The sequence below is a fragment of the Bradyrhizobium australiense genome, from assembly GCF_013114825.1.
Taxonomy (GTDB): Bacteria; Pseudomonadota; Alphaproteobacteria; order Rhizobiales; family Xanthobacteraceae; genus Bradyrhizobium; species Bradyrhizobium australiense.
The window spans coordinates 1-7513 of record NZ_JAAVLX010000027.1 but is presented as its reverse complement, the minus strand read 5'-3'; the positions used below and the strand labels follow the sequence as shown (position 1 = coordinate 7513).

The following is a 7513-nucleotide window of genomic DNA, read 5'->3' as shown; positions in this document are numbered from 1 at the left end:
AATGCTGCCCCACGATGTTGCGCTTCCTCTCTCCATAGACCCGTGGCCAGATGGATTGCGCTCTTGCCCTTGATGTACCCAATCACTTGCGACACCGCATATTTGGGCGGGATCTATATCATCATGTGAACATGATCGGGCATCAGATGCCCTCTTCGACCCTGCACTCCTTCTGCATTGCCAATCTGCGGAATACCTCCCCGAGATGCTGCCTCAACTCCCCGTACAGCGTCTTCCGCCGGCACTTCGGAATGAAGACCACATGATATTTGCACTCCCATTTGCTGTGGCTTAGGCTCTCGTAATCGTCCATCGTCAAACTTCTTCTCGTGCGCGTGGTGGCTCACGAGTCGCGAGTTTCGTCGATGGACGACTGCCTGAAATGTCAAACTTCTGCTGCCTCCCCGGCAGAGCCGGGGGGCCTCCCTTGGTAGGCTAACACTGGGTTTCTACATCACGCCGGCGATGGTCGGCGACTCGCGCGAGATCACGCTCTCGATGCTGATTACCCAGCAGGCCGAACAGTTCAATTGGGGTTATGCGGCGGCGCTGTCTGTCGTGCTGCTGCTGGACGACCGCGCTCGGCCTGATCGCCATAGCCCGGCGTCTGCCGGGCGTCGGCAACGCCTTTCGGATGAACCTGCGATGAGCACCACACAATTCCTGACAAGTCGACTACTGCCGACGACCATTGTTGGAGTTATTCTGCTGATTCTTGCCTTCCCAATCATCGTTGTGTTGGTCGTATCATTCTCGTCGGCGAACTACCTTACTTTCCCACCGCCGGGCTTCAGCTTCAAATGGTACAAGGCTTACTTTGGCAGCACCGATTCGCTGCAGTCCACCTGGCTCAGCTTCTGGATAGCGGCGTCGGATGTACTGCTGTCGACGACGCTAGGCGCGTTGTGCGCGGTCGGCATCACACGCCTACCGCGGTCCCTGCGCGTCTTCGCGACCGGCCTCATCCTATCGCCGTTGATCGTGCCCGGCATTATGGTTGCGATCGGCGTCTATTACTTCTTCTCTCGCTACGGCCTGATCGGCACACCAATTTGGATTGTGTTGGCGCACACCTACCTCGCCGTTCCGTTCGTTGTGACCAGCGTTAGTAGCAGCTTGGCCGGCCTCGATCCGAGGCTCGAACAAGCGGCCCTTAGTCTTCGCGGCCCCTCACGGCGCATTCTGGCAGGTGACGCTGCCACTGATCCGTCCAGGAGTCCTGGTCGCGCGCTGTTCGCGTTCATTACATCCTTTGATGAGGTGATCGTAGCACTGTTTCTGTCAGGATTCGGCGCAGTCACGCTGCCGCGCCGCATGTGGGACGATCTGCGCCTTGAGATCAATCCCACGATCGCGGCCGTGTCGACGCTCACCATCCTTTTGGGTGTATTGCTGCTTGGAAGCGCGCATTTCTTGCGTCGACGTTCCGAGCAACTGCGGACCGTCTGAAAAAGCGACCTAGCGTTGTTGCCGCGCTTAATTTGCCGGTGCCGCGCCTCTTGGTCGCGAACGAGCCGCTCCTTGGATAGCGAAGGTGAGAGGGCGAGCGATTATACCGCCGGCTCGGGGTAGCGATGCGGCTCCTTAAAGTCGCCGAACTTCTTGCCGTCGGCTACTAGCTTTCGAGCAGGGCCGCCGGCTTGAAATCATCTCCTAGTGACGCATGGAGCACTTTCAGATTCGCCAGCACTTTGTGTAGCCCGATCTGGTCTGCCCAATACATCGGACCACCGCGATAGATCGGCCATCCAAAGCCAAACAGCCAGACGACGTCCAAGTCGCTTGGCCGCGCGGCGACGCCTTCCTCAAGAATCTTTGCGCCCTCATTGATGATCGGGTACATCAGGCGCTCAAGGATCTCATCGTCACTAACAGCGCGTTTCTTTCTGCCCAGGCGCTCGAGCGTCTCGCCGATGAGCTTCTCGACTTCGGGATCCGGTAGCGGCACGCGCGAGCCCGCTTCGTACTTATAGTAGCCCTTGCCCGCCTTCAGGCCGAAGCGGCCGGCTTCGCACAGAGCATCCGCGATCTCAGACTTGACGCCGCGATCCTTGCGTGAAAGCCAGCCGATATCCAAACCTGCCATATCGTGCATGACGAACGTTCCCATCGGCATGCCAAATCTCGTCATCACCGCGTCCACTTCCTGCGGCAGCATGCCCTCAACAACAGCTTTTCGGCCTGTTTGCCGCTTCGATCGTACATACGATTGGCGGCTAAGCCATGGCACACGCCGACGATTACTGGCGCGTTGGCGATCTTGCGCGCGATCTTGACGGCGGTGATCGGCGCATCCGACGCGGTCTTGTCCGTACGCACGATTTCTCACAGCTCCATGACGTTGGCCGGCGAGAAGAAGTGCATGCCGACCACGTCGTGCGGACGCTTGGTCGAGTTCGCGATCTCGTTGATATCGAGATAGGAGGTGTTGGAGGCGAGCACCGCGCCCGACTTTGCGTACTGGTCGATCTTGCCGAACACCTCCTTCTTCACCGCCATGGTCTCAAACACCGCGTCGATGATGAGGTCTGCATTGCAGACATTCTCGATGCCAACAACGCCGGTGATCAGCGCCATGCGCTTAGTCGGCTCATCCACCGGGATGGCACCACGCGCGGCGGTCGCTTCCCAGTTCTTCTGCATGATGCCAAGGCCACGCTTGAGTTGCTCCTCGCGGGTCTCGATCAGGGTTACGGGAATGCCGGCATTGGCAAACGACTCGCGATGCCGCCGCCCATAGTGCCGGCGCCGAGGATCGCGACATGATTTATCGGACGCGACTCGGTACCCTTGGGCAAGCCAGCTATCTTTTTGGCCTCGCGCTCAGCAAAGAAGGCATACTGTTGAGCCTTCGACTGTTCGCCGGCGAACAGTTTTTAAAGAGATCGAGTTCCTTCTTCAGGCCTTCCTCAAATGGTAGGTCGATCGCCGCACCCACGGCGTCGGCCGCAGCGAACGGCGCCTCCCGACCGCGCGCCTTTTAGTCATCGCGGCGACAGCGTTGGTAAATAGCGAGCGGTCCGCATGGCCGCCGCTAGCTTGGAGTCGTCATCCCGCAGTCGGCGGAGCTGCCGCTTTTCGGACAAGACCTTGCGAGCAAACGCCTCGCCGCCTGTAGCCGGATCCGCGACAACTTCATCGATCAGGCCATTTTTCCGCGCGTCCGCCGTGCTGATCGGATCGCCGCCGACAATCATCTTGACCGCAAGCTCTGGTCCCACTGCACTCGGTCGGCGCTGCGTGCCACCGGCCCCCGGCAGTAGGCCCAGCTTGACCTCGGGCAGACCCAGCTTAGCGTCTTTGGTCGCAACCCGATAGTGGCAGACCAACGCCACCTCAAGCCCTCCACGGAGGCGGTTGCTGTGGATCGCACCGACGACAGGCTTTGGCGAGTTTTCCAGCACCTCCATCATCTCGTCCCAACTCGGCCCTTCCGATTGCTTGCCAAATTCCGGTGATATCCGCTCCGTCAATGAAGGTACGGCCCGCACACGTCAGAACGATCGCCTTCACTTTCGGATCGGCGATGGCTGCATTCATAGAATCTACGATACCGCGGCGCACTGCGCCGCTCAGCACGTTCACTGGAGGATAGTCGATCGTGATAGTGCCGATCACGTCATGACGTTCGAGTTTGACTGTGTTAACCACGCTACACCTCTTGAACTTCCGCTGATGAAATATCCTCAGAGAGGCAAGCCGCCCGAAGTGATCATCGGTGACCGCGAGCAATGTATCGATTGTCGGTCAATGCAGTACTCCATAGTTATCCTACGCCAGCGCTGACTTCTGATCGGTCGGATAGAGCTCGATGCAGTACATCATGATCCAAGTAGATCCAACCTCAGTTAGACCGAAACACTTGCGATCTTGTGCCGATTGAAGTATGCATCCGGCGTAGCTTTCAATTACCCATAACTTTGACAACTCGGGCTGATCCGCTGATTGGCGAAATCTTGAATCGAAAGAATCACTTGTGATTCCTTGCTGAGCACCTGATTCGCGAGGGGGTGCTCTATGGGGCTGACATTAAGGGATCGATGGCAAAAGGCCGTTTGCGGTCCTTGGAAGGTGAAAGTTGGATTGATCGAGAGAGTAGTGGATGCGAGTTTAGGGACGCGCGGCTCGGCGACAGATTCCGCAAACTGCTCACGCAGATTGGAAGCGCCATGGGACAAAGCATTCCGCTCGTCTGCCAGGATTGGGCGAATACCAAGGCAGCCTACCGCTTCTTCTCTAATGACCGGGTCAGCGAAGCGGACATTCTGGCCGGCCATTTCCAATCGACACGTGATCGTGCCGCCGCCACTGAAGGTCTCGTTCTTGTGCTGCACGATACAACCGAGTTCAGCTATCAACGCGAGAGGTCAGAAGCGATCGGCATCACCAAGAGCATAAACAGTGGACGGGATAAGGCGGGCCGCCTCAGATCGCACACGGTTTGCGGCATCCTGATGCATTCGAGCTCGCGGTTACAATCGAGGGGGTGCCGCTGGGGTTGGCGGCCGTCAAGTTCTGGACCCGGAAGAAATTCAAGGGGACGGCAGCGCTAAAGAAGAAGATCAATCCGACCCGGATTCCCATCGAGAAAAAGGAAAGCGTCCGGTGGTTGGAAAATCTCAAGCAGTCTACGCAGCTGTTGGATCATCCGGGACGATGCATCCACATTGGTGATCGCGAGAGTGACATTTACGAGCTTTTCTGCGCAGCACAGGAGATCGGAACTCATTTCCTGATCAGGACCTGCGTCGACTGCTTGGCTGGAGACGGGGATCACACGATCGCCGACGAAATGGACGAGGTCGCCATCAAAGGGCTCCATCGCATCGAAGTCAGAGACAGCAACGGCGATCCCGACCAGGCCGTTCTTGAGATCAGGTATCGCAAGATTCGCGTCCTGCCGCCGATCGGAAAGCAGAAGCGCTATCCCGCTCTGACCCTGACGGTGATCCATGCCGAAGAGCGCGGGACGCCGAAAAACAGAAAGAAGATCGATTGGAAGCTGATCACCGACCTGCCTGTTGGTTCTCGCACCGACGCCATTGAGAAGCTCGAATCGTATGCTTTGCGATGGAAGATCGAGGTGTTCCACAAGATCCTCAAATCGGGCTGCAAAGCTGAGGAGTCGAAGCTCAGGACCGCCCAGCGTCTGACCAATCTGATCTCGCTGTTTTGCATCCTAAGTTGGCGCGTCTTCTGGATGACGATGCTCAACCGTTCCGCCCCAGACGCGCCGCCAACCCTCGCGTTGAGTGCGACTGAAATCGGCGTGCTCGATCGCCTCGTCAACGACAAACCAAAAGCAAGACAGAAAACGCTCTCGCACTATTTGATCAAGGTCGCCCGGCTCGGCGGTTATCTCGCCCGCGCCAGCGATCCGCCGCCCGGCAATAACGTCATGTGGCGCGGGCTGTCACGCCTCACCGACATCGCGCTGGGCGCCATGGTCGGAGGAGAATTTGTGGGTAATTGAAAGCGCCGCCGGAGGGATACGGATTGAATGCCTGCTAGCATTAAGGTGTGTACGCCTGATGGCAGCAAGAATCGGCTGGATATCAGGGAAATCCTGCAAACTTCAGTTTACAGCGCCGAGCCATCCGACGGCTGTGCGCAAACTGAGATCAGCGTCGCGTGCGGATCGCAGCTTCTTGGGCGACCGTCGCTACCAGAGTGCCATCACGCTTGAAGATTGAGCCCCGAGCGAGGCCGCGTCCGCCCTGCGCGCTTGGCGAATCCTTGACGTAAAGCAGCCATTCGTCAGCCCGGAAAGGCCGATGGAACCACATCGCGTGGTCAAGGCTTGCTCCTAGGATATTACTGTCATCGAGCACCGTGCGGCCGTAGCGCGCCAACACCGCATCCAGCAGCGACCAATCCGAGGCGTAGGCCAGTGCGCACATGTGCAGTACCGGATCGTTCGGAAGCTTCTCAGCGATCCTGAGCCAAAAATGAATGCGCTCATCGCGAAGTTTTCGACCCATGTAGTGGCCGAACTCAACCGGGCGCAATTCGATCGGAGGATAAGGCAACTCAATCACGCGATCGGGCTCATACCAGCGTCGCACTCCTTCTGGCAGTTCTGCAAACAACGGATTCCTGGATAAAGCATCGGTGGTGAGTTCTTCCGGCTGCTGCACGCTGGGCATCTTGTCTTGGTGCTCAAAGGCGCTCTGCTCGCCGACGTGAAACGACACGACGACAGAGAAGATCGCCTTCCCATGCTGCACCGCAGTCACGCGGCGGGTCGAATAGCTCTTGCCGTTGCGCAGCAGTTCGACCTCATAAATGATAGGAACCTTTGGATCGCCGGGCTGAACAAAGCAGGCATGTAGCGAATGCGCCATGCGGGCTTCCACCGTGCGAGATGCCGCTATCATCGCCTGTCCAATGAGCTGCCCGCCGAAGACCCGTTGAAAGCTTGGATTCGGACTGCTGCCGCGAAAAACGTTCTGCCCAATCGGTTCGAGGCCGAGGATGGCAAGCAGGCCCATTAGGCCCTTAGGCATTGATGTGCTTTCGGTTTGTTTGAATGTCATTTCCGGCGCACGGCGCTTAGTGCAAAATCTCGAAGCCTCGGGTCGGACCTGTCGAAGGCCCCGAGCGGTGACTTTGATGGGCGCCTTTTTCGAAGCGGCGCAAAGAAGCGCTTAGCCAGCATTTGGCTGTAGCGATGTTTTGGTCCCAATTTATGCAATGAGCGGTGAGTTTGCGGTTAAATCCTGCGTTCGAATCGCTCTCCTCAAAGATTTCACACGGACCGACCCGGGAAGGGGCAAACACCCGCGGAATAGCCCTCGCGACCTGGCCCTTACCGTCAAGCTTCCGCTGCGGACTAAATGATCACCTCAAGCTCGGGTCGGCGACAGCGCAATCCGGTGAAGACTTCAGGGAAGAGCGGATAGTTCGGTGTTCGACTTAACACGCCTGGACGGCCCGGGAGAGGACAGTAAGCCGGATCCGTGAAATCGCCTAACCGGTCGTAGAGAAACACCCCATCCGTCCGATTTGATGCGCAACTTCTACCAGGCAAACTGCTTGTTCGAAGGAATTCAACATTATTGGCGTAGCGGGAGCTTCGCCTGCGTACCTGACGCCGGAGAGCAAGGGCCGCGGGTGAATGGCTTTCGCGATGCCGAGCAGGAGATTTGTTGATGATCAGTTCGGCTTCATGAGCCCTTAACTAGGACAGAAACGAATGGCCAAGTTCGACAGTGAGAGCCACCAACAACACTCCCACATGCGTGGATGGTCGTTAGAGGGCCGCGTCGCGCTCGTAACTGGAGCGACCGGAGGGCTTGGGAAGGCGATTGTGGCTGAACTATGCGAACGCGGAGCGGACGTGCATGGGGTAGACGTCGTTGGCGACGGTGTTTTCCATGCGGACCTTACCACTGCGAGCGGAAATAGGGACATGGTCGCCCATATACTTAAGACTGCTGGGCGTCTCGACATCCTCGTATTGAATGCTGGACTGCAGTTTATGGCCCCGTTCGATCAGTTTCCCGACGCCGAA

5 protein-coding genes and 2 pseudogenes are annotated in these 7513 nt (G+C 57.8%); 4 read left to right on the top strand and 3 right to left on the bottom strand.

Annotation, left to right across the window (positions count from 1 at the left end; genetic code table 11):
- Positions 1-313, bottom strand: a pseudogene (gene tnpA / locus HCN58_RS35000) (IS200/IS605 family transposase); the annotation flags it as partial.
- 185 nt (positions 314-498) lie between these two features.
- On the opposite strand from tnpA, the gene HCN58_RS34995 reads away from it, so the two are divergent.
- Positions 499-1449, top strand: coding sequence for an ABC transporter permease (locus tag HCN58_RS34995; protein WP_235984181.1), 951 nt, complete (start codon positions 499-501; stop codon positions 1447-1449).
- 101 nt (positions 1450-1550) lie between these two features.
- Here the strand turns inward: HCN58_RS34995 and HCN58_RS36970 are convergent.
- Positions 1551-3651 (bottom strand): annotated as a pseudogene (locus HCN58_RS36970) (3-hydroxyacyl-CoA dehydrogenase NAD-binding domain-containing protein).
- A gap of 389 nt (positions 3652-4040) precedes the next feature.
- Here HCN58_RS36970 and HCN58_RS36620 point away from each other — a divergent pair.
- Positions 4041-4553, top strand: a complete 513-nt coding sequence (locus HCN58_RS36620; protein ID WP_235984178.1) for an IS4/Tn5 family transposase DNA-binding protein — start codon at positions 4041-4043, stop codon at positions 4551-4553.
- A complete protein-coding gene (locus HCN58_RS34985) occupies positions 4499-5473 on the top strand; it encodes an IS4 family transposase (RefSeq protein WP_235984176.1) in 975 nt (324 codons plus the stop codon). The genes HCN58_RS36620 and HCN58_RS34985 overlap by 55 nt, the downstream gene beginning before the upstream one ends.
- 148 nt (positions 5474-5621) lie before the next feature.
- Here HCN58_RS34985 and HCN58_RS34980 read toward each other — a convergent pair whose 3' ends face one another.
- Complete coding sequence (locus HCN58_RS34980; protein ID WP_171583831.1) at positions 5622-6506, bottom strand: acyl-CoA thioesterase; 885 nt, start codon at positions 6504-6506, stop codon at positions 5622-5624.
- 689 nt (positions 6507-7195) lie between these two features.
- On the opposite strand from HCN58_RS34980, the gene HCN58_RS37290 reads away from it, so the two are divergent.
- Positions 7196-7513 (top strand): SDR family NAD(P)-dependent oxidoreductase (locus HCN58_RS37290; RefSeq protein WP_171583830.1); only part of this gene is annotated, 318 nt, incomplete at its 3' end.

Coding starts and splice junctions, on each gene's coding strand:
- HCN58_RS34995 (WP_235984181.1), top strand. CDS start 499: ATGCTGATTACCCAGCAGGCCGAACAGTTCAATTGGGGTTATGCGGCG.
- HCN58_RS34980 (WP_171583831.1), bottom strand. CDS start 6,506: ATGCCTAAGGGCCTAATGGGCCTGCTTGCCATCCTCGGCCTCGAACCG.
- HCN58_RS36620 (WP_235984178.1), top strand. CDS start 4,041: ATGGCAAAAGGCCGTTTGCGGTCCTTGGAAGGTGAAAGTTGGATTGAT.